At 62.0% G+C, this 19,942-nt stretch carries 21 protein-coding genes; 8 read left to right on the forward strand and 13 right to left on the reverse strand.

Features of this window, described 5'->3' with window-relative positions:
- Nucleotides 1-17: 17 nt before the first annotated feature.
- Entirely contained in the window at nt 18-662 is a 645-nt protein-coding gene (locus M0639_RS25730; protein WP_064073911.1) for a formylglycine-generating enzyme family protein, read from the forward strand.
- Here M0639_RS25730 and M0639_RS25735 read toward each other — a convergent pair.
- Both M0639_RS25735 and M0639_RS25740 read right to left on the reverse strand, forming a co-directional pair.
- Nucleotides 645-1,220, reverse strand: a complete 576-nt coding sequence (locus M0639_RS25735; protein ID WP_064073890.1) for a P-loop NTPase family protein — start codon at nt 1,218-1,220, stop codon at nt 645-647. The genes M0639_RS25730 and M0639_RS25735 overlap by 18 nt on opposite strands.
- An 18-nt stretch (nt 1,221-1,238) precedes the next feature.
- Entirely contained in the window at nt 1,239-2,348 is a 1,110-nt protein-coding gene (locus M0639_RS25740; protein ID WP_064073889.1) for a DUF6670 family protein, read from the reverse strand.
- Between the two features lie 146 nt (nt 2,349-2,494).
- On the opposite strand from M0639_RS25740, the gene M0639_RS25745 reads away from it, so the two are divergent.
- From M0639_RS25745 to M0639_RS25755, 3 genes are read left to right on the forward strand one after another with little or no spacing between them, the layout of a single operon-like run.
- The gene (locus tag M0639_RS25745) at nt 2,495-3,337 is read left to right on the forward strand and encodes an alpha/beta hydrolase (protein ID WP_037128701.1); all 843 of its coding nucleotides are present in this window, start codon (nt 2,495-2,497) and stop codon (nt 3,335-3,337) included.
- A gap of 2 nt (nt 3,338-3,339) precedes the next feature.
- Nucleotides 3,340-3,906 (forward strand): nucleotidyltransferase family protein, encoded by a 567-nt coding sequence (locus M0639_RS25750; RefSeq protein WP_037128704.1) that lies wholly within the window; start codon nt 3,340-3,342, stop codon nt 3,904-3,906.
- A gap of 57 nt (nt 3,907-3,963) precedes the next feature.
- Nucleotides 3,964-4,767: a transglutaminase-like domain-containing protein gene (locus M0639_RS25755; protein ID WP_064073888.1), complete on the forward strand. Its 804-nt coding sequence runs from the start codon at nt 3,964-3,966 to the stop codon at nt 4,765-4,767.
- A gap of 9 nt (nt 4,768-4,776) precedes the next feature.
- Here the strand turns inward: M0639_RS25755 and M0639_RS25760 are convergent, their stop codons facing one another.
- The 5 genes from M0639_RS25760 to M0639_RS25780 all read right to left on the reverse strand — a co-directional run bounded on the left by M0639_RS25760 (nt 4,777) and on the right by M0639_RS25780 (nt 8,857).
- Nucleotides 4,777-5,748: an alpha/beta hydrolase gene (locus M0639_RS25760; RefSeq protein ID WP_054825391.1), complete on the reverse strand. Its 972-nt coding sequence runs from the start codon at nt 5,746-5,748 to the stop codon at nt 4,777-4,779.
- Nucleotides 5,749-5,891: 143 nt separating this feature from the next.
- A complete protein-coding gene (locus M0639_RS25765; protein ID WP_054801947.1) occupies nt 5,892-6,329 on the reverse strand; it encodes an SRPBCC family protein in 438 nt (145 codons plus the stop codon).
- A gap of 10 nt (nt 6,330-6,339) precedes the next feature.
- On the reverse strand, nt 6,340-6,879 hold the full coding sequence (locus tag M0639_RS25770) for a LiaF domain-containing protein (protein WP_030536533.1): 540 nt from the start codon (nt 6,877-6,879) through the stop codon (nt 6,340-6,342).
- A 46-nt stretch (nt 6,880-6,925) separates the two neighbouring features.
- The gene (locus M0639_RS25775; RefSeq protein ID WP_030536532.1) at nt 6,926-7,456 is read right to left on the reverse strand and encodes a gluconokinase; all 531 of its coding nucleotides are present in this window, start codon (nt 7,454-7,456) and stop codon (nt 6,926-6,928) included.
- Nucleotides 7,457-7,468: 12 nt separating this feature from the next.
- The gene (locus tag M0639_RS25780; RefSeq protein WP_003939838.1) at nt 7,469-8,857 is read right to left on the reverse strand and encodes a GntP family permease; all 1,389 of its coding nucleotides are present in this window, start codon (nt 8,855-8,857) and stop codon (nt 7,469-7,471) included.
- A gap of 133 nt (nt 8,858-8,990) precedes the next feature.
- On the opposite strand from M0639_RS25780, the gene M0639_RS25785 reads away from it, so the two are divergent.
- Both M0639_RS25785 and M0639_RS25790 read left to right on the forward strand, forming a co-directional pair.
- Nucleotides 8,991-9,719 carry a FadR/GntR family transcriptional regulator gene (locus tag M0639_RS25785; protein ID WP_047272025.1) on the forward strand — a complete coding sequence of 243 codons (729 nt, stop codon included), beginning with the start codon at nt 8,991-8,993 and terminating at the stop codon, nt 9,717-9,719.
- Between the two features lie 97 nt (nt 9,720-9,816).
- Nucleotides 9,817-10,824 (forward strand): NAD(P)H-dependent glycerol-3-phosphate dehydrogenase, encoded by a 1,008-nt coding sequence (locus M0639_RS25790; protein WP_003940093.1) that lies wholly within the window; start codon nt 9,817-9,819, stop codon nt 10,822-10,824.
- Between the two features lie 54 nt (nt 10,825-10,878).
- Here M0639_RS25790 and M0639_RS25795 read toward each other — a convergent pair whose 3' ends face one another.
- From M0639_RS25795 to M0639_RS25815, 5 genes are all read right to left on the reverse strand, one after another.
- Entirely contained in the window at nt 10,879-11,715 is an 837-nt protein-coding gene (locus M0639_RS25795; RefSeq protein ID WP_064073887.1) for an SDR family oxidoreductase, read from the reverse strand.
- Nucleotides 11,716-11,888: 173 nt separating this feature from the next.
- Entirely contained in the window at nt 11,889-12,608 is a 720-nt protein-coding gene (locus M0639_RS25800) for a M50 family metallopeptidase (RefSeq protein WP_064073886.1), read from the reverse strand.
- Nucleotides 12,605-13,792, reverse strand: coding sequence for an ATP-binding protein (locus tag M0639_RS25805; protein WP_007729973.1), 1,188 nt, complete (start codon nt 13,790-13,792; stop codon nt 12,605-12,607). The genes M0639_RS25800 and M0639_RS25805 overlap by 4 nt, the downstream gene beginning before the upstream one ends.
- Nucleotides 13,793-13,910: 118 nt before the next feature.
- Nucleotides 13,911-14,972: an NAD(P)/FAD-dependent oxidoreductase gene (locus M0639_RS25810; RefSeq protein ID WP_064073885.1), complete on the reverse strand. Its 1,062-nt coding sequence runs from the start codon at nt 14,970-14,972 to the stop codon at nt 13,911-13,913.
- Nucleotides 14,973-15,047: 75 nt separating this feature from the next.
- Complete coding sequence (locus M0639_RS25815) at nt 15,048-15,347, reverse strand: DUF4259 domain-containing protein (protein WP_228232262.1); 300 nt, start codon at nt 15,345-15,347, stop codon at nt 15,048-15,050.
- 1,420 nt (nt 15,348-16,767) lie between these two features.
- Here M0639_RS25815 and M0639_RS25820 point away from each other — a divergent pair.
- Together M0639_RS25820 and M0639_RS25825 are read left to right on the forward strand one after the other, a co-directional pair.
- Nucleotides 16,768-16,905, forward strand: coding sequence for a hypothetical protein (locus M0639_RS25820; RefSeq protein WP_021345701.1), 138 nt, complete (start codon nt 16,768-16,770; stop codon nt 16,903-16,905).
- A gap of 303 nt (nt 16,906-17,208) precedes the next feature.
- On the forward strand, nt 17,209-19,164 hold the full coding sequence (locus M0639_RS25825; RefSeq protein WP_231915050.1) for an ABC1 kinase family protein: 1,956 nt from the start codon (nt 17,209-17,211) through the stop codon (nt 19,162-19,164).
- A gap of 14 nt (nt 19,165-19,178) precedes the next feature.
- Here M0639_RS25825 and M0639_RS25830 read toward each other — a convergent pair whose 3' ends face one another.
- Complete coding sequence (locus tag M0639_RS25830) at nt 19,179-19,910, reverse strand: hypothetical protein (protein ID WP_064073884.1); 732 nt, start codon at nt 19,908-19,910, stop codon at nt 19,179-19,181.
- Nucleotides 19,911-19,942: the final 32 nt, after the last annotated feature.

Genomic DNA, 19,942 nt, shown 5'->3' on the forward strand with positions numbered 1-19,942 from the left:
TCTGCGATGATGGACGAATGACCGGAGCAGCGGAGTTGATGATCGAGATCCCTGCCGGCGAGGTGCACCTTCGGGACGACCGCAAAGGTACTGCGTGGACCTCGAAAGTCGAATCCTTCCGCCTCGCACGCCATCTCACCACCAGGGCGCTGCTTCACGGAGATTCGTCGGACGATTCGAGCAAACCAGCGGTCGACCTTTCATGGAAGGACGCCATCGCAACCTGCAACACACTTTCGGTCGCGGACGGTCTGACACCCGCATATCGAGACGTCGACACCGATTCTCCGCAGTGGGACCGGGGCGCAACTGGCTACCGGCTCGCCACCGAGGCCGAGTGGCAGTACGCATGCAAGGCCGGCACCTCCGGCTACCGCTACGGCGAGATCGACGAGATTGCCTGGTACAGAGACAATTCAGAGGGTAGAGCGCATCCCGTCGGAACCAAGACACCCAACAACTGGGGCCTGTACGACATGATCGGCAATGTCTGGGAATGGTGCTGGGATCTCTACGACCCCGAGGTGTACGGCACGTACCGGATCTTCCGCGGCGGCAGTTGGGCCGAAAGTGAGCGCGGTTGTGGCGCTACCGTAAGGAGGCGAAGCCACCCGACGTTTGCTATCGACGACTTGGGATTTCGCCTAGCTCAGACGATCTGAGGGCAGACGGCCGAGGACTTCGAGCACAGCCTCGATCTCTTCTCGACTGCGAAGCCGAACTATCGGCAACGACGGCACATCGACAAGGACCGTGGCCATTCGCTCCTCGTTGCGTCCGTCGGTTCGCCAGGCCCAGCGCACCACGTGATCCGGATCGAACAGAATGGTGTGCAGTGGCGGCTCCATGTTGCGATTCCACAACACCTCTCGCTGCAATCGCCGACGCACGGTTCGTGTGATCACCTGGCGCATCACCGTCCGCCGAGGCAGATCCAACCACAGCATCAGGTCCGCACGCTCGGCCAGAAGTCGACGCACCGCACCGTACTGCCACTCGGTCACCCAGGCCGGCTCGCTGGAAAAGCGTCGTACTTCGGTTTCGAAACTGTCGAGCGGAATCCAGCCGGGCCCGTGGAACAGCGAGTCCAGCTCAGTGTGTTCGATCTCGAGAAGCCGCCCGATTCGACCGGCGAGAGTCGTCTTTCCGGCACCGGAAGTCCCCGCGACAAGGATCTTCTGCGGACGAATCGTCAGCGCGGCGGGGTCTACGAAAGGCACCGATACACCCTAGGGGCCTTACACTTCGCAGTCCACCCATTCGATGTAACCGGTGCCGTTGATCGACGCACCGTCGAAGCTTCCCCGGTAGGTGTACGCGCCGACGTATCCCTTGCCGTGACCGTAGCGCCACTCCGAGTCGATCTCGGCCTCGAACTCCACGACCGTCCTACCGTAATCGCGCACCTGCCAACGCAGTACGCGCGGCACACGCATCTCGCGACCCTGTGGGTCGACGTGCAATGCGTCGGCGTACTCGAGCACGTCGAACTCGACGTCGTCGAAGACCTTCGCACTACCGTCGACAGTCCGAATGTAGGCGAGCTTGCACGCCGTAACGCCTGACGCTCGAACATCGGTGAGCAACAACTGATGCCGGTCGTCCAGTTGAACGATCTGGTAGGTGAAAAAATCGGCCGGGAGCTTCCACGACTCGGGAAGCGCGCGGCGAGTCAACGATTGCGGTGTCATGCACCGCGCGTACTCGACGGTGCACGGAGCCGAAATACTCACCGGTCCATCCGGACTCGCAATTGTTCCGGAGCACTGTGCCAGCAGACTGACGTGGTCGTAGACGGGATTACGCACGAACCACGACGCTTGGTCCGTTGCCACGATCTCGAGATCGACGTCGAATGAGTCGTATCGCCCGGTGACACGGAAGTTCGGATAGCTGTTCTCGATGATCAGGTTGTCACCGAAGGCGATTCGCGAACCATCTTCTTCGAATGCACACTCATCGGCAGCGTCGTACGCCCGGTAGAAGTGATGGCCCGGCGCTGCGGTGGAACTCAGCACGGTTGCGGTGTTTCGCGCGTCTGGTGCAGCGAGATAGTCGTTGTCGAACACCACCGTCCCGGTTGCACCGATCAACGTCATGGTGTTGAGGTAACGGAGAGGCCCTGGCAGCCGGGGAACGAAGATCCCGTAGTGCGTCCACGCGAACTTCCGCGAAGCCAGGTGCGGACGCATCATGTCGGGCCGATCGAACGGGCGTACCGATTCCGCCATTCGCTTGTCGATCAGCGGTAGCGCGCCGTCCAGCAAGGCCCGAACCGCGGGTCGCCACAATCGGCGCGAGCGGGTGGCGGGAACAGGGTCGGAACGATCAACGGTTTGTCCGGTCACGCCCCTAAGTTAATGTAACCAGACGTAACAAACAAGTGTCGAATTTTCCTCGACGACCTCACACCCTGAACACCCGCGCCCTGCGCACGCGGCGAATAGCATGTGAGAATCCGCGTACCGGAACCGGTCGCAGAGAGGGCGCAACAATGCAGCACGAAGAGTCGTCGTTCACCGGAGTGGCCGGCACCAAGATCGTCTACGACGTGTGGACACCGGACCGCGAACCCACCGGGGTTCTCGTCCTGTGCCACGGACTCGGCGAACACGCGAGGCGCTACGACCATGTTGCTGCGCGGCTCGGGGAACTCGGGCTCATCGTGTACGCACCCGACCATCGCGGGCACGGACGCTCTGGCGGCAAGCGCGTTCACCTCAAGGAATTCTCCGACTTCACCGACGACGTCCACACGTTGTTCTCGATCGTGACGGCGGCACATCCCGGCAAGGACAAGTTCCTGCTCGGGCACAGCATGGGCGGCGCGATCGCCCTTTCCTACGCCCTCGACCATCAGGCCGATCTCAAAGCCCTCGCCCTGTCCGGACCTGCGGTGATCATCGCAACCGGCACTCCGAAGATCGTGATGCAGCTGGGCAAGATCGTCGGCAAATACCTCCCGGACGTGCCCGTCGAGAACCTGGAAGCTGCTGCCGTATCGCGTGATCAGAAGGTCGTCGACAAGTACAACGCCGACCCGCTGGTTCACCACGGCAAGGTTCCCGCCGGCATCGCGCGCGGCATGATCACCGCCGCGGAAGGCTTCCCGGCGCGGCTGCCCTCGCTCACCATTCCCGTACTGCTTCAACACGGCTCGGACGACCGTTTGACGGACCCGGCCGGCAGCAAGCTCGTCGCAGATCTGGCCGGCTCTTCGGATGTCACCTTGAAGGTGTACGACGGCCTGTACCACGAGATCTTCAACGAGCCTGAGCAGGAAGAAGTTCTGAACGATCTGGTCGAGTGGCTGCGTCCGCGGGTCACCGGAGCATAGTCATGTCTACGTGCGGGATCCTGCTGGCGGCAGGGGCCGGATCCCGCATGGGCAAACCCAAAGCGCTCGTCACAAACACCGAGGGTCAGTCTTGGCTCCACCACGGGGTGACGACACTGCAGTCCGCAGGCCTCTCACCGGTCATCGTGGTGCTCGGCGCGCAGGCAGAGGACGCCCTCGAACTACTGCCCACCACCGATGTCATTGTGGTGATATCGGATTGGCAACACGGAATGAGCGCGTCACTGCGCTGCGGACTCGAAGCCGCCATGCGAATCGACGACGCAGATGCGGCAGCGATCTCCCTGGTCGACGTCCCGGACCTCAACGCAGACACCGTGACGCGGATCGTGGGTCACAGCTCCCCATCACGAAACATACTGCGAAGAGCTGTCTTTCACGGCCGTCCCGGCCATCCCGTCCTGATCGGACGCGATCACTGGCCGACGCTTGCAAAGTCACTCACCGGGGACGGCGGCGCCAACACCTACCTACGCGAACACGGGGTCGAGTTGGTGGAGTGCAGCGACCTCAGCAGCGGCGTCGACGTCGACTACCCCGAAGCCTGATCGCACGTCACAATCCTCCAGGTGGTGGGTGTCCGTATTCGGTGTAAAGATGGCCCGATGAAACGTACCGTCGCCGCCCTGCTCGACATCGAGATCGACGAGGCGACCAACCTGGAGTTCAAGATCGCGGTGACGCGCGCGCCGGGTGTCGAACTGCTGGAAACGATGTCGTTCGTCCATGACGGCAATCCGCTCGAACCCCGCGAGATCACCGCCGAACACGGTACCCGGATCCACCTACTCGACTGTGCTCCAGGCAAACTGATCGTCAGCTACGACGCAACCGTCATCGGCCGCGCAGAACCGGCGTCGGTCAGCGACTACGACGTGTCGAAATATCTGCGCCCCAGCCGGTATGCCGAGGCCGACAAGTTCTTCGGTTTTGTCGCCGGGCAATTCGATCTCGCCACTCCCCCGGCCGAACTCCTCGTCGAAGTCACTCGCTGGGTGAGTACACATTTGAGTTATGTTCCCGGCACCAGTCGCGGCACCGACAGTGCGGTCGACACCTTGCTCGCCGGCGCCGGAGTGTGCCGCGACTACTCGCACCTGACCATCTCACTGCTGCGCGCCGTGGGGATTCCCGCTCGACTGGTGGCTGTCTACGCGCCGGGCTGCGATCCGATGGATTTTCACGCCGTAGTCGAAGCCAATATCGACCACGTCTGGCGCGTGGTCGATGCAACGCAATTGGCGCCGCGCAGCAATCTTGTGCGCATCTCGACCGGCCGAGATGCCGCAGACACAGCCTTCCTCGACAATCACGGCGGTTCGATCACGTTGCACGCCTCGGAAGTTCGCGCAGTCGTCGACGGCGTTCTCGACAACGACGACTACGCAACACTCACATCGATCGGCTGAAAAGCAGCGTCAGGCGCTGATCTGGTTCTGCGATGCCATCGTTCGCTCGAGGAACTTGATCGTGAGATCGACGATCGCCTTCCCCTCCCGAAGAGCTTTCCCGATCACCGGGAAAGCATGGATCTGCCCACTCCAGATGTGCGTTTCGACGGCTTGTCCTGCCTTGATCAAGTTTTCGGTCATGATCTCGACGTCCGGACGCATCAGTTCGTATTCGGCGGACACCAGGAACGACGGCGGAATCAGACTGGCGTCGGCGTTGATCGGCGACTGCGCACCAGGAATCTCGTCCGGACCCTCGAGCCACCGGTCCTTGAGCTTTTCGACCTGTGACATCGGTAGGTAGGCATCACGTTTCATGAAATCGGGATCATGGTCCTCGAGGTTCACGTTGAGAAGAGGGGAATATCCCACCACGGCAGCGGGCCGCGTGATTCCGCGCAGTGCGGTAATTTCGGCGACCTTCATGGCCAGGTATCCGCCCGCCGAGTCACCGGCAACCACAATCTTGTTCGGGTTTTCGGCTGTCTCGAGCAACGCGGTGTACGCGGCCATTGCGTCCTTGACGGAGGTGCCGATGGAACCTTCCGGCAGCTGGCGGTAGCGCACGGAGATCACCGGTACTCCGGCCTTCGCAGAGAGCAAACCGCACAGTGCCCGGTGCGTTGCCAGACCGCAGAAGACGAATCCCCCTCCGTGGAAGTAGAGGATCGTGGCGCCGGCCAACTCGCCCTGCGCTTTGCGTGGATGCTGCACCTTCTCGCTGGGCACACCACCCAGCGTGAAAGGCTCGATATCGAGGTTCTTCGGCTTCGGCAGTTTGTCCGCCATCGCGTCGAGTCGCTCGAGTTGGCGGATACCACGTTCGGTGGTCGGCCAGAGGGTGAACATCGGCTTCACGAACGTCCTGGTCAGGCAGAAGATAACCCGCGCTCGCGGACTCACGTTCCAATGCCATACCGTCGAATCTCGCGTCCGCATAGCGTCCTCCCAGGTCAAGCCGTTTTGTGCATTTGAGTTACACATACTTGTCGGCTGCTGATGTGAACGATAACTGACGCTGCGTCAAAATGACACGACGGGTATGGATCAATTGCTCGAGCGTGTGCAAGTTCTGGTCGCGATCACGGCCGGGAGAGATATGCGCACAGTCCGCGGTGCCCTCCACGCATCATCGCTTCATGATTCCACTCGAACAGCGGCTTCGCGACCTTCGCGGCCAGACCAAGCGCTCCGGACACCGCTACCTGTTGCCGAAATTCGGCTGCGCAACCAGATCCAGCGGGGCGCACCGCCCAGCTACTCCACCCGGTCATTGCGCCGGTGAGACGCACTTTCAGATAGCGGTCAACTGAGTCTTCCACCTCGCGTCGCCCGAAGACCAGCAGCGTCAGAGGGACAGCGCTGCGGATGGACATGGAGCCTGAATGCTCGTCGATCGTCCCGACTCGGCGTATCTGAGGCCACCACTGCGAATACCGTTCGGCATCCGCGAGAACCTCGTAGACGCGGTCAGCAGAGGCAGGAAGCGTCCAGACGCTGTGGAAGTCGAAGTCGGTCACGGCGTCCGAGCTAGCCGGTACGCACGGTGAGATCGCCGAACAACGAATACGCGACGACACGAATAACCGGTGCACCTGGGCCGGGATCCTGTCGACCCCCGTCGAATTCCCGATCTCCGAAAAGGTCGAAGCCACCCAACTCGACTGAAACACCCTCCGGAACCCGCAGCCTCGTGTCCCCGAAGATCGACACGATGGTGATCGTCGAGGAGGACGCTGTGATGGTTGCCGATCGCAGATCGAACTTGACGTCCCCGAACAACAGCAGAGCGAGTGTCTTTTTCGCCAAAGACCAACGGCCGGAGCGCTTCGTGTCACCGAAGACACCGACGATCGTTGCTTGCGGCGGCGACACCACAGCAGGTGGTGCCGCACTGAACGGCACGATCTGCTCGAGCTGCCCTCGATCTGCGGTGGGCGACCACACCACTGCCGCCTTGTCCGAGTACTCCTCGAGGGTCAAACGCCCCTCACCCACCGCGACTTCCAGACGCGCTTGGGCATCGACACGCAATTGATCGACGTCGTGGCCTTCTTCAGCAGCAGTCACCCAAGCACCGTAACCCGAACCTCGGGTGCTTACACGCCGGGCTTGCTCAGTATTCGAATGTCTCCACGCGTCGCAGGATCTCCTCCGCGATCTTGGCGGGACTCCCGCCCACGTCGACGACGATGGCCTGTTCGTCCGGGTCGACGGCCTCGAGTGTCGAGATCTGGGAGTCGAGCAGCGAGGCGGGCATGTAGTGATCGAGGCGAGCGGTCAATCGCTGGCCGATCTGATCCCGCGAACCGGCGAGGTGCACGAACACGACGTGCTCACCGCGAAGCACGTCGCGGTAGCTGCGCTTGAGTGCCGAACACGTGACGATGCCCGGCTGACCGGCGTCGGTATGGCTCTTGATCCAGACGGCGATCTTGTCGAGCCAGGGCCAGCGGTCTTCGTCGTTCAACGGATGCCCGGTCGCCATCTTGTCGATGTTCGCCTGCGGGTGGAGATCGTCGCCTTCTTGAAGGTCCCAACCCATCGCTCCGGCGAGCATGCCGCCGACCGTCGACTTTCCCGAACCCGAGACACCCATCAGGACGAGCACGGGATACTGCTTCTGCTGTGCCGCTTCGGTGTTCATGTGCTCGCCTACCTAGATGAATGCGCTCAACACGAGCACTCCGGCCAGGCCCGATACCGAGATGATGCATTCCATCACGGTCCAGGTCTTGAGGTTCTGTACCACGCTGACGCCCAGATACTCCTTCACCAACCAGAATCCGGCGTCGTTGACGTGCGAGAGGAAGAGCGAGCCCGCACCGATCGCCAAGACCATCAGCGAGACATGTGCGGACGAGAGGTCTGCCGCAACCGGAGCGAGGATGCCCGACGCCGTCACCGTTGCCACCGTTGCCGAACCTGTTGCGACGCGGATCAATACCGCTACCAGCCAGGCCAGGAACAGCACGGGGAGGCTGCTGCCCTTGATCGCGTCGGCGATCACTCCGGCGATACCGGTGTCGATCAGGACCTGCTTGAAACCACCACCGGCGCCGACGATCAACAAGATGCCTGCGATGGGAGGTAGGGAACTCTCGAGTGACTTCGAGATGGCCTTGCGGTCCATTCCGCCGCCGCGACCCAGCAGCACCATACCGACCAGAACCGCGAGACCCAAAGCCACAACGGGTGTTCCGAGGAAGTCGAGGACGGACTTGGGGAGTGCCTCGGAATCGGGTGCGATCACGTCTGCAAATGCTTTGCCCAGCATGAGAACAACCGGGAGGAGGATCGCTGCGAGAGTAGCCGCGAACGAGGGACGCTGCTTCTTCTCTTCCTCGCCTCGATCTTCGCCTGTGACAAAAAGATCCGGGACCTTCACGTCGACCCACCGCGCGGCGTACTTACTGAAGACCGGTCCGGCGAGAACAACAGTGGGGATCGCGACGAGGACACCGAGTGCGAGGGTGAGGCCGAGGTTTGCGTTCAAAGCCGAGACTGCAACCAGCGGCCCGGGGTGCGGGGGAACCAACCCGTGCATGGCCGAGAGGCCGGCGAGGGTGGGGATCGCGATGCGCATCAGGGACAAGCCGGAACGCCGCGCGACGAGGATGATGACCGGCATCAACAGGACGAGACCGATTTCGAAGAACATCGGCAGACCGATCACTGCGCCGACCAGAGCCATGGTCCACGGAAGCGCCTTGGTGCTGGAACGGCCGACCAGCGTGTCGACCACTCGGTCGGCACCGCCGGAATCGGCGAGGAGTTTGCCGAACATCGCGCCGAAACCGATCAGGATTCCAACGCTTCCCATTGTCGACCCGAAGCCTGTCGCGAATGCCGCGACCGACTCGGCCGATCCGAGGCCGGCCGCCAGACCGACGCCCACCGCGCCGATGGACAGCGCGAGGAAGGGATGCAGGTCCAGCCAGGTGATCAACGCGATGATGACCGCGACGCCGGCGACTGCAGCGATGATCAATCGTGCGTCGCTACCAGCGGGGACGACCTCGGCCGCCAGCAATGCTGTGGTGTTCATAGGGACTCCCAGTCCGATGAGTGATTGAGGTCACTGTTCCTTAATTAACCTACAATTTCAAGAGCAGACACTAATTTGTAGTATTTATTCGGCTTCCACCGGGCTTACTCCATACGCATGGGACGATCTACGTATGCCTTCTGTCCCGTTTCAGCAGTTACACGACTCGATGCTGGAACAGCTCGGCCAAGACATAGTCGGTGGTGTGCTCGCTCCGGGAACCACGATCTCCGCCGACGAGGTGGCAACGCGATACGACGTGTCGCGAACCGTCATCCGCGAAGTTGTCCGCGTTCTCGAATCCCTCGGACTTGCCTCGGTTCGTCGACGCGTCGGAATCACCATCCTGGGCTCCGAACACTGGAACTCGCTCGACCCCAATGTCATCCGCTGGCAACTGGCCGGTCCTGATCGGTTCGAGCAACTTTCGATCCTCAGTGAACTCCGTTCCGGCATCGAACCTCTGGCTGCGCGACTGGCCGCAACTCGCGCCACACCTGAGCAGTGCGGCGCTCTCACTGCAGCCGTCATCGGCATGTCAGCTACCTCGCGCGCTGCCGATACCGACGCATATCTCGGCCATGATTCCGACTTTCACCGCACATTGCTCGCCGCTTCCGGCAACCCGATGCTGCGGGCGATGTCGCAGATCGTCGTCGAGATACTCGAAGGCCGCACCCGCCACTCGTTGATGCCCCACGAGGCCGACCCCGAAGCGATTCACCTGCACGGAGTGGTCGCATCTGCTATTCAGGCCGGGGACGCCGACGCCGCGGAAGCCGCCATGCGCTCGATCGTCGCGGAATCCGCAGAAGCGGTCGAAACAATGCGCGAAAGCCCCGAACCGCCGCCTCATCTGTAAGTCGAGCCACAGACTCGGCGGAATTGGCCCGCAACTGCTCCGCAAGTGGAACGCTTGGCGCCATGACAGCACTCGCTACCCAGAACAGCGCACTCTGATGGCCCGCCCGGTACGCGTCGTCGTCCTCGGTGCCGGATCGTGGGGAACCACGGTGGCCGGCCTCGCCGCCCGCAACACCCCGACCCTGTTGTGGGCACGCAATTCCGAAGCAGCCGACGAGATCAATTCGCAACGGACCAACTCCAAATACCTTGGTGAGCGCAAACTTCCCAAGGGGCTCAAGGCAACCTCGGATCTGGTCGAAGCCGCCCGCGAAGCGGACGTACTCGTATGCGGGGTGCCATCGCACGCCGTTCGCTCCACCCTCGCCGAGATCGCCAACGAGGTTCGGGCGTGGGTCCCGGTGTTGTCACTGTCCAAGGGCCTCGAGCCCGGCACCCGGCAGCGTCCCACCGAAGTGATCGCCGAGTGCCTGCCCGGCCATCCCGTCGGATTGCTCGCGGGCCCCAACATCGCCAAAGAAATCGTCGACGGCATGGCCGCGGCATCGGTCGTGGCCACCCAGGACGATCGTGTCGCCGCCGCGCTGCAACCCCTGTTCGCATCGTCGGTCTTCCGCGTCTACCGCAACACCGACGTACTCGGCTGTGAACTCGGCGGCATCCTCAAGAACATCGTTGCCATCGCCTCGGGCATGGCTGACGGTCTGGGGGTCGGTGACAACACTCGTGCGATGGTGCTCGCACGCGGTCTCGCCGAGATGACCCGACTCGGTGAGGCGATGGGCGCCAACCCGCGCACCTTTGCCGGCTTGACGGGCGTCGGCGATCTGATTGCCACCTGCATGGCTCCGACTTCTCGCAATCGTCGCGTCGGCGAAGCTCTGGCGCAGGGATTGACCGTCGAGGAGGCTGTAGCCAAGCTCGGCCAGGTTGCCGAGGGCGTCAAGACTGCCCCCACCGTCATGGATCTGGCCCGTGAATACGGTGTCGACATGCCGATTGCCGCGGAGGTCGAGGCCGTCATCGGCGGTCGCCAAAGTGCCAGCGACGCATATCGCGGACTTCAGAAGGTTGCCCCGGGCGGCGAGCACGAAGTGGCGTGAGGAAGATCTACAGGTATCTAGCGATTTGGCTAGATACCTGTAGATCGCCCGAGATCACGGAATTGGAGCGTCGACGAAGATGTCGATCGCCAACGGTGACTCACCGCCGTACTGCGAGAAATCCGAGATCCCCGCCTCGCGCAAGATCTCGACGTCGAGCACTGTACGACCGGTATCCGTGCCGGCGGGACGCCCGAGAATCTCGACAGCCGCATCGGCCATGATCTCGGGTGAACGCGAGTGCTCGATACTGTCGTCTCCCCCGAGCAGGTTTCCGACAGCGGCCGTGGCGATCATGGTCTCCGGCCACAGGCAATTACTCGAAATCGGTGCACCTGAATACTCTGCGGCGATGCCCAAGGCCGCCAATGTCATTCCGTATTTGGCCAGCATGTAGCCCGGATGAGCACCCAACCAGTGCGGCGAAAAGTTGAGCGGCGGCGACAGCGTCAACACGTGCGCGTTGGCCGAAACCTGAAGGTACGGAAGGCAGGCGCGGGTGAGCGCGAATGTGCCACGGACGTTGACCTGCTGCATCAGATCGAATCGCTTCATCGCGAGATCTTCGGTTTTCGAGATGTCGAGGACGCTCGCATTGTTGACCACGATGTCGATGCCACCGAAGTGCTCTACCGCTGCAGCCACGGCCCGCGCGATGTCGTCGTCGTTCCTCACGTCGCCGACGACCGGAACGGCATGACCCTCGAGCTCGTTCAACTCGTCCACAGCCGTGTGGATAGTTCCGGGCAGCCTGGGATCCGGCGTATCGGTCTTGGCGAGCAACACGATATTTCCGCCGCGGCGCGCTATCGCACGGGCGATGGCAAGTCCGATGCCACGGCTTCCCCCGGACATGATCGCGGTTCGCCCGCGGAAGTTCTTGTCGTCCAAAACGAATCCTTGTCATCGTCGACGGTCTTAGTCGTTGCGGGTGTGGCCGTGTGAAGTCCCCACACGGCCACTCGTCGACTTCCACGATATGAGCGCCTTCATGCGATGACTACGTCCGCAGAGCATCAACAATCGTTGGTCCGTTGTCCTGACGGGACAACGGATCAATCCGGTCAGCCACCCACCGGGCGCAGAATCCACCATCCGTCGAGCACGAGCACCGCGACGTTCACGAGCAGGAACAACCCGACCCAGACGATCGCGGGTATCGGTGAGAGCCTGGCCAATTGGTCGGCGTCCGAGTCCGGTGCCCCGCCTCGTCGCATTCGCTGCCGTTGAAGTTCCACGACCGGGCGTGGTCCGGCAAAGAGGAGAAAGAGCGTCAGGAAGTACGCTGCGGCCACTTGCTGCTCCTGGGTCCCCCACCAGACGAGTCCGAACAACACGGCTCCCACCACGGCAAGTGAGAAGACTCCGTAGAGGTTTCGGATCAGGACCATCATCACCGCGATGACGAATACGCCGATCCACAGCACCGAGACCGCGCGCTGCGCGCCCAACAACCCGGCCGCGCCGAGTCCGAGAATCGACGGTCCGACGTACCCCGCGAACGTCATCAGAATGACGCCGAAGCCGGTCGGTTTGCCCGACGAAATCGCGACACCCGACGTATCCGAATGCAGGCGAAGACCTTTCAACCGTCGACCGACCAGGACGGCGACGATCAGATGAGCGCCCTCGTGTGCGATGGTGACGACGTTGCGGGCGATCCGCCACAGGTGTGGTTCGAGAACGATGATCACGGCGATCAACGCGGCCAGTTGAACCACCCACACCGGCGGATTGGGACTGAGCGCCGCCACCCGATCCCACGCGGTTTCGAGCGCGTTCACTCCGCTTGTCCGCGCAGGTATCGGCCGAAGTGCGGGACCGTGAATCCGATGGATCCACGTTCTGCCGAATAGATCAGCCCCTTCTTGATCAGTCCATCGCGTGCCGGCGACAGGGAAGCCGGTTTGCGCCCCAACTCGACGGCGATCTTCGCGGTTGCGACGGGCCCGTCGTCACCGGCGAGATCGGCCATGGCGCGCATGTACTCACGCTCCGCGGGCGTTGCTCGCTCGTACCGCGATCCGAAGAAACCGACAGCGAGTTCTTCCTCAGCCGTCGGCGCGCCGACGCGCACGTCTTCTGCCGTGATCGGACTCGACGCCGCCACATCCCACGTGGCCTTTCCGTAGGCCTGAACGAAGTACGGGTACCCGTCAGCCGCTTCGTACAGAGCGTCGAGCGCGGATTCGGTGAACTCGACGTCCTCACGCTCGGCAGGTGCGATCAGTGCCTGATCTGCAGCTTCACGCTCGAGACGGTCGATCCGGTGGTAGCTGAACAGGCGCTCCGAGTAGCTTTTCGACGCCGACAGCACAGCAGGCAGATGCGGAAGCCCCGCCCCGACGACAATCAGCGGTGCCGCGTCCTGACTCAACTCGTGGCAGGCCCCGCAGATCGCCGAGACATCCGCTGCTCCGAGGTCCTGCATCTCGTCGATGAAGATGGCGATCCCGACGCCGACATCCCTGGCCAGCGACGACGCATCGAGCAGCAACTCGACGAGGTCGATCTCGATGTCGCCGCTGTCTGCCCGACCTTTGATCGCGGGTGCATCGATGCCTGGCTGCCAGCGCTCGCGCATTCCCTTGTCTGCAGTGGCGCGTAGGGCAAACGATTTGAGGACTCCGAGGAACTGCTCGACCCGCTCCGGATCGCGATGGGAGACCGCGATCTCTCGGACTGCCATGTGCAGCGCCGACGAGAGTGGGCGTCGTAAATCCTGATCGGGGCGCGCCTCGATCTTGCCTGTCCCCCAGCTTCGGGAGATCGCGGCCGAACGCAACTGATTGAGCAGGACGGTCTTGCCGACGCCACGCAATCCGGTGAGGACAACACTTCGTTCCGGGCGGCCACGCGCAATTCGCTCGAGAACGACGTCGAAGGCGTCGATCTGCTTGTCGCGCCCGGCGAGTTCCGGCGGGCGTTGACCGGCACCGGGGGCATACGGATTGCGCACGGGGTCCATGCCCATCGACGGTACAAGCCGAGTAGACGAATATCCCGCTCTCTAGCGCGTGTCCTAGAGAGAACTAGGAACCGCAATATCGGCTCGACCTTGTCGAACCGGGCTCCGGCGTCGTCGTCTAACCGTCCAGGGTTGACGCTCGGGCGAAGTCCCCGGCCGCATGGGCTCCAATTGCTCCGGCCAGAATGATCGCCGGATGCGTCGCGGCCAGATAGAGCCCCGACACGCCTTCGGCGAAGCCCAGCAGCGGGCGGCCACCACGCGGGATGGGACGGTCAGCGACTACCGCCTCGATCAGTTCCACTTGGTCACCGTCCTCGAGCTGACTGCGGATCGCGTGCAGCGTCGGCCCCGCAAGCTCACGAGCATCTCCGGAGAACCCGACCGGAACATGTTCAGCCGCAATCAGTGTCGTGTCGTCCAATTGCCGGATCTCGAAATCCGGAGAGGAGAGTATTCCGTTCACCAATGGGTAGGGCGTCGAGAATCTGATGAGGCAACGCGGGGAGGCGTCGACCTCGACGTCCACTCCCGCCGACGCCGCGAGTCCAGGAATCGCGGTACCCGCAGCGAGCACGGTGGCCGATCCGTAGACGGGACCGTCGGCAGTCATTACTCCGCACACTCTCATGCCCTCCGCGAGCACCCCGAGCGCACTGACATCGGAATACACTGTGGCACCGTATGCTTCGGCACCTCGCAGGAGCGATCGAGCGAACGCAACCGGGTCAACGCCACCGTCATCAGGCGCGTACGATGCGACCGAGGGGGCCGTCCGCAATCCCGGCTCACGAGCAAGGATTTCCTCTTTACCGATGAGTTCGACGGGATGGCCGAGTGCTCGATGAGCATCTACGAACGCTCGAGTCTCCGCTTCCGTCTCTTCCCAGGTGATCGCGCCTCTGCGGCGCAAACCGATTGGCTCGACGAGTTCGCGCTCCAGGCGGTCGAATTCGACTGCAGCGCCTTGCCGGAACGGATCTGAGTAAGTTTCTGCGGCACTCTTCGAGAGGCCGACCCAGGCAAAGGAGTTGCCGGTCACCCCTCCCGCCACCGAGCCGTGCTCCAGCACGGTGACTCGGAGACCAACGCGCGCCAGGTGATACGCGATCGACGCGCCGACGACGCCGGCACCAATCACCAGGATCGGACTGTCGTTTCGACCATTCGGATGCGCCACCAGTGGACCATATCTGCGAGCCGCAACGTGGATCCACTCAATTTGGATGCAAGGACGTCGGCGGTTAGCGAAGGACTAGGCTTGTTCCCGCTCGGCTGCGAGGGAGACGGCCTGTTCGAAGGTATGGACGAGCACTGCACGTCGAGCGACCTTGTGATCCTCGTCCGGTTCGAGTTCGTCAATGTAGCCATCCCACACGCGCAGATATCGATCGCGCCAGTCGATCAGCACTTGCGTCGATGGAAACGTCACACCGACTCGTTTCGTCTGGGCAATATCGGTGAGGATCTCGAGCCACGCCGGCACCATCTCCCCGCCCCATTCATCCGGCTCCAGACTCGAATCGTCTTCGAACTCGGCAGTGATGTCGTCCACGATTCGACCGGTCAGGGCCCCCAACCCATCCGCGACGGTGTCACTGTCAAAATTTCCCGGACCCCAGACTCCCACAAGCCCTCCCATATCGATTGCGGATAAATTCAGGTCGACAGTCGCGTTGCCGTCGCAGCAGGCCGTGAGCGTGCTCGCAGTCGCAGGTCGGCAATTGCAAATTGGAGAATCTGCCGCCCGCTCAGTCAGAGCTTGCGGTCATTGGCGCCCGCCCAAATCGGACTGTCGACTATCTTCCGAAACTTCGGCGACCCACCGATTGCTGAAATTTTGAGCATCAACCAGTTCCAGATTCTCACAGCCACCTCCGCGTCGTATCTCACCGTCAACACTAACCGACCGGCGGGACTCTTTTGGCTACCGGTACACCACTATGCGTCGACCAGTTAGATCAAGTGTGAACTCGAACTGGCACAACAGATCGCCGGGAACTGCAGGAGCGCTTGGGTCTTTCCCAGAACCGTCTGGCCCTTTGTGCGTGACGGCGATTGGTTCTGGGTGCATCGATCCGGTCGGAAGCACTGCGATGTTTGTCGGCACACGGAATTGCGCTCGGTGGAGATCGAGGATCCGTATCCACGGGTGTCGCAGGCAATTCCTGAAGATTCGCAGGGGAAATAGCTGCGCATCGCCACCCCCAACAGCGATTCCGTCGATTGTGTAACAACCACACGAAGAACAGCCATCGATGTCCGAAAGGAAGACTGATCCGGCGAGACCGCGAGGTAGTGTCACATCTGCCCAGCAAAACTCGCCACGATCTCGAGAAGACGGTCGGCCTCGCCAACTGCCACTTCTGACGTTACGACGTTGCTGGGCAGGTGTTTACGGAAAAGGGTTTCGCACGCGGGGTACCGATCGCTGATGGGACTGATCACCCCTTCTCCGAAAGATGTTGGTAACGAATCGAACCCCGAGCATAGAGGTGCAACGATTGGGCGAGTTGATTCAACGCCCCGGTGTGCGATCTATCTGTTTGCGCCAATCATTTTCGGCAAAGGCTTAATTCGCCGAACGGGGCCGGGTACTGCAATAGCTGGTCGAGTATTCGATCACGCGTCTTACGCTAAGGAAGGACCGAGAACATGACTGAAGTAATTTCGTGGATTGTCCAGAATCCGATTGGTGCCGTCGTCGCGCTTGTTGCCGACATCATAATATTGACGATGTCGTCTGTCGCGGGATACTCGTAGCCGAATCCGCCCGTCCTTCACGGTATTCCCAAGTCGAGGAACTACATTCGAAACACAGAGGGCCGCAACCGCAGCGTACTGTCGGCGCTCGTCACTGACCTTTCGTGGCCTCATATGCCCAACTGCGCTGGGTCCGTACTGACGTCCCTCGTGTCGAGTGTCGCACCACCAGTTTCAATCAGTCACGCCATCACTACTCAGGAGGAATCACAATGGGTTCGATCAACGCATTCAACGAATGGGTCAACCAAGCTACGTATGCGGGCGACCCGTTTGCCACCGCCATAGCGATCGTCCAGTTCTTCGCGGTGAGTCTCGTCAACCTGTTCACCGGCGGCCCCATTCTTTAAAGGAGTCCACTCGGTCTCACTTCTGCTCGGCGTCCATCGCAGCCTGTTCTTCGGCTGTACTGCTCCTCGCGAAAGGTGGCCGGGACATCGCTGACGAGCATGATGCGCAGTTCGGCCTCGCGGATGGTCAGTGAACGCAGTTTTGGACGGTCGATCAGGACGAGTCGACATCGGAGCGAATGAACACCGAAGTGCCCAAGCATGTTCGACGCTTGGGCACTGTCGGGCTTGTTACCCGGCAGTCGGGGTGGGCTCGGGGTTTTCCTGGATGTATCGCAGATTGCGAACCCGTACGCTATCGCAATGGACTTGATGGTCTGGATCGTCACGACGCCATTTCTTGCAGCAGCACTGGCGGGCGTGATGCGACGAACGCTGGGGACGAGAGTCGGATGGCCGCGAACCCTTGCGGTCGCGGTGATAGCACTCTCGGTGGGGGTTCCACTGTCGGGATACGTCGCAACACTTGCAGGAATTGCCAGCCAGGACGATCAACTTCTGGTGAGCGTAGGAACAGCGCTCATATTCTTCGGAGTTGTCGCGCTCTGGGTGTTCGCAGCATGCCTGGCCGCATTGGTTTTCCTCGAAGTTGTCCTTCCAACAGGGTCCATCCCCGGACCGCCAGAAGCATTGCAGCGCAGCCGCAAATCGTGGCGACGAACCAAGCGATACGTCCAGATCATGGGCATCGTCGTGCGAGCGGGAGGCGGGCCCGCTCTCCGTGCTGGGCCATCAGCGCCTCAGTTCGGGGACGCGCTGGTGGAAGTAATCAACCGGTGCGGTGTCACTTTCGTCAAGCTGGGACAGATCCTCGGCACGCGAGACGACCTCATACCACCCCAGTTGGCTCGCACTCTCTCGTCTCTGCAAAGTTCGGCACGACCGGCTGATCCAGTCCGCATTGCGGAGCTACTGGCATCGGAACTCGGCGACGCACCAGAGTCGGTGTTCGCATGGTTCGATGTGGAGCCGTTCGCCGCCGCCTCTGTCGCACAGGTACATTCCGCGCGCACCGTTGAAGGCGTCGACGTTGTGGTGAAGGTTCAACGGCCCGAGGCGAGCGCACAAGTGAGCGTGGATTGCGATATCTTCCTTCGCGTGTCATCCCGCGCGGAGACCCGTTTTCCCTGGGCACGCGATATCGGCGTTCACCGACTCGCCGGGGGCCTCGTCACGTCACTGCTCGAGGAACTCGACTACCGCACCGAAGCAGCGAATACCGGCGCGATTGCTTCCACCATGTCGAACCGCCCGGATATCGTCGTTCCGCACATCTACCCCAACCTCAGTAGCGGACGGGTGCTCGTGATGGAACGTCTTCACGGCACACCGCTCTCCGACGGTGAGTCGGCGCTCACCGGCCTCGACCGCGACACCCGCAGCAGCATCGCCAACGAACTTCTTGCGTCGTTGCTCGACGGGATCTTTGTCCACGGCGTGTTTCACGCGGACCTGCACCCCGGCAACATCATGATCCTCGATGACGGCCGGGTCGGGCTCCTCGACTTCGGCGCAGTAGGGGTTCTGGACGGCGAGACACGGATCTTGTTCGCCGTGCTCCTCAACGCTGCCCTCGCAGGTGATCCGGTGGCGACAGTCGACGCGATGCTGATGGCATTCGACGTACCGCCCGAAGTTGATCGCGGAGCACTACGTCACCAGGTGGGCCGAGAGATCACCCTGCTCAGTGTCCAACCCAATATTTCCATGGCATCGTTCGCGCGAATGTTCACCGTGCTTCGAGAACACCGAATCGGAGTGCCGGGAGACGTCGCCGCCGCTTTCCGTTCGCTCGCGTCTTTGGAGCGCGCCCTGCGGCTCCTGGATCCGCAGATCGACCTCGTCGCTGCTGTACGGGCCGAAGTACCCCGACTGTTGACCCATGTCGCCAGCCCGACTGCAGCCGCGCAGGCAATCCTGTCGACGACGGCGGTCACAACCGCGGTGGTCAGGCGCCTGCCTGGTCAGCTCGATCAGATCGCGACCTCGATCGCGTCGGGAAGCTTCACACTTCGCACTCGCTCGGTCGCACACCCCGACGACAGGCGATGGCTACGACGGTCGGCGAACAACGCCCTGGGTATGGCGGCGGGGGTGACCGCGCTGATTGTCGCGGCGATCCTTCTGTTCGTACCTGGCGGACCACAACTCACACCTCAGCTGTCGGGCTATGCACTCGTGAGTGCGGTACTGGGCTTCGTCGGCGTCGTTCTGTGCATGCGGACCGTGTTCCGTTTGTTCACACTCGACAACCGGTAACCAGTAACTGATGTTCATCGCTTGATCTCGATGTCGTCGAAGTCGAGCGCCAGGAGCGTCGGCCGCGAGGGAACGCGGCCGCCTGGGCCTCTCGGGAGCACACGTCGTCGAGTGGGAAAGGTGAGACCGTCGAACTCGCGATGCTGGTCGCAGTAGAGAGCAGCTTTCGCCCAGCTGCCTACCGGTTCGGCGACGAAGTCGTGACGGCGGATGAGGCCACCGTTGTCGACATAGAAGGTCTGCTGCCGGCAATGGGTATCGATCGCCGGCGCGAACGTTGCTTGTAGTCGTCGCCATTGCTGCCCGGATTCCTGCCAAGGTTCGGCTTCGGTGACAGTGATGTCGTCGCGGGCGAGCAGCAGCGGTGCGTTCAGATAGTTCCAAAAGGCGTAGCCGGCAAAGTAAGCGGTGTCGAGCGCGTCCCAGTGGAGGTTGCGCCGGACTCCACTCAACCCGAAAAACTCTGGACGTGGGTCGGTTCGACTCCCGAGTTCTTCGCCGTCACGAGTTTCGATCCGCACGACGCCCTTGTCGAACACAGCGCACTCGCCGACACGCGGAAAGTCTTGGAGGACAGTGCGTTGCTCGGCGACTTCAACCTCGACCGTGAACTTCGCCAGCTTGTTGCCGGGGAAGCGCTGAGGCAGCAGACCGCCCAAACGTCCCCGTGCCGTGATCGCTGAAACAGACTGCCAACCTTCGACTCCGCCATGTGCGGTGAGGACTTCATCGAGTAGTTCGGTCATATGTCGACGCTCTCCGTCCCCTGACGGAACTG

The sequence above is a fragment of the Rhodococcus qingshengii JCM 15477 genome (genome assembly GCF_023221595.1).
Classification (GTDB): domain Bacteria; phylum Actinomycetota; class Actinomycetes; order Mycobacteriales; family Mycobacteriaceae; genus Rhodococcus_F; species Rhodococcus_F qingshengii.

Excerpts from the sequence above, each read along its gene's own strand:
- M0639_RS25730 (WP_064073911.1), top strand. The coding sequence starts at position 18 with ATGACCGGAGCAGCGGAGTTGATGATCGAGATCCCTGCCGGCGAGGTG.
- M0639_RS25745 (WP_037128701.1), top strand. The coding sequence starts at position 2,495 with ATGCAGCACGAAGAGTCGTCGTTCACCGGAGTGGCCGGCACCAAGATC.
- M0639_RS25750 (WP_037128704.1), top strand. The coding sequence starts at position 3,340 with ATGTCTACGTGCGGGATCCTGCTGGCGGCAGGGGCCGGATCCCGCATG.
- M0639_RS25755 (WP_064073888.1), top strand. The coding sequence starts at position 3,964 with ATGAAACGTACCGTCGCCGCCCTGCTCGACATCGAGATCGACGAGGCG.
- M0639_RS25760 (WP_054825391.1), bottom strand. The coding sequence starts at position 5,748 with ATGCGGACGCGAGATTCGACGGTATGGCATTGGAACGTGAGTCCGCGA.
- M0639_RS25775 (WP_030536532.1), bottom strand. The coding sequence starts at position 7,456 with ATGAACACCGAAGCGGCACAGCAGAAGCAGTATCCCGTGCTCGTCCTG.
- M0639_RS25780 (WP_003939838.1), bottom strand. The coding sequence starts at position 8,857 with ATGAACACCACAGCATTGCTGGCGGCCGAGGTCGTCCCCGCTGGTAGC.
- M0639_RS25785 (WP_047272025.1), top strand. The coding sequence starts at position 8,991 with ATGCCTTCTGTCCCGTTTCAGCAGTTACACGACTCGATGCTGGAACAG.
- M0639_RS25790 (WP_003940093.1), top strand. The coding sequence starts at position 9,817 with ATGGCCCGCCCGGTACGCGTCGTCGTCCTCGGTGCCGGATCGTGGGGA.
- M0639_RS25805 (WP_007729973.1), bottom strand. The coding sequence starts at position 13,792 with ATGGACCCCGTGCGCAATCCGTATGCCCCCGGTGCCGGTCAACGCCCG.
- M0639_RS25820 (WP_021345701.1), top strand. The coding sequence starts at position 16,768 with ATGGGTTCGATCAACGCATTCAACGAATGGGTCAACCAAGCTACGTAT.
- M0639_RS25825 (WP_231915050.1), top strand. The coding sequence starts at position 17,209 with ATGGACTTGATGGTCTGGATCGTCACGACGCCATTTCTTGCAGCAGCA.
- M0639_RS25830 (WP_064073884.1), bottom strand. The coding sequence starts at position 19,910 with ATGACCGAACTACTCGATGAAGTCCTCACCGCACATGGCGGAGTCGAA.